Raw genomic sequence first — 1,326 nt, 5'->3', positions numbered from 1 at the left:
AGGGACTCGCGGACAAATAAAATACCAGTCAAAATGGGATAATCGTGATATCCCATTTTGGTAAAGTTTCAGAACGTTGCCATGAGGGCAAATATTGTTTTAACTCATGAGGTAAGACTTTTACGCCTTTCTCATAAGTTGTCTCAATTAAGTTTACAATGGGATTAATTCCTTTCCATGTCATGTTAGATGCCCAGTTGACGGCTGTTTCAACTGCATCTAAAATAGCACCATTCCAATAATTTTCAAGTGCTGCCCAACAGCGTTCAATTGGATTATACTTGCTGTGATACGGCGGGTAGTAAATTAGTCTAATTCTCAAACCAATTCTTTGAGATAACTCAATGATACGTTTGATGAATTGTGTTCGATTACTTCTATTTGATGGGCCACCATCAAGGTCAATCACCAATTCTTCCAGTTCGGTGTAATCAGATTGGTTGTTTTGCCACCAATCCGTTAGACAATCGACGATAAAATCAGTGGTTTCAGCAGACTGCCCCATATAAATAGATAATTGGTCATTTTGAGTATTCAGAATTCCAAAGGGGACTAATACGGCTTGCCACTTCGTATCATGATCATCAGCCGATTTCGGTTCGAGGGTTCGCGCTTTACCGTCCCGTGACAGGTTGCCAATTTTGACTTTGGCTTTGGTATCGATTGATATTCGTAGAGAATTAACATCTAGATCGGAGGCTTGATTCTCCTTCAATACATTCTCAAAAATGGCATCTGTTTCGGGTATTTTTTTCAAGGGCTTAGTTTTTTGTGTTTTTTTAGGCGATACCCCATTCGATTTAAAATCGTGCCAATTGTCTGACGAGAAGGCAATTGCTGTGGGTCGTAGTTTTTCTGAGTCACCAATGCGGATAATACCGCCTTGGCACTGATCCGAGCATACAAAAATGTCGATTGAAACTTGGGGTCTGCCTGGGACTCTGGCTCTACTAAAGAACGAATATCCGTTTCTAAATTTGGCAGTAAGATTTCACTTTTGTGTCGCCCTCGTCCCCGGTAATTATCAACACAAATCAACCCGGTTCGTCGTTCATGTAAGCCCAGTTGAACACTGGATCGATTCCACCCCATAAATGTTTCTACTTTTCGGGATGAACCATTAAAGTAGTCTTCAGCCACTTTTGCCATAAAGTCTCGACGGCGATAGCCTGTCAGTTTTTTGGCCGCATCTTTGAATGTTAATTTAACTGGCTCACTCAAAATCATTTTTAGCATCCCACTTACAGAAGTCACAACCACTTATGTCAGATTTTTTGGTTCCTACTCTTCTAGGATAACTGGGGTTATATTTAATTGCAAGCCCCT

Annotated in this window: 1 pseudogene; it reads right to left on the bottom strand. The window is 40.7% G+C overall.

Annotated features, from left to right (window positions below):
• Window positions 1–28: 28 nt before the first annotated feature.
• A pseudogene (locus JGK36_RS00105) lies at window positions 29–1,092 on the bottom strand (ISAzo13 family transposase).
• Window positions 1,093–1,326 lie beyond the last annotated feature (234 nt).

Source organism: Microcoleus sp. PH2017_35_SFW_U_B (assembly GCF_020737865.1).
Classification (GTDB): Bacteria; Cyanobacteriota; Cyanobacteriia; order Cyanobacteriales; family Microcoleaceae; genus Microcoleus.
This window is presented reverse-complemented; position numbering and strand designations above follow the sequence as displayed.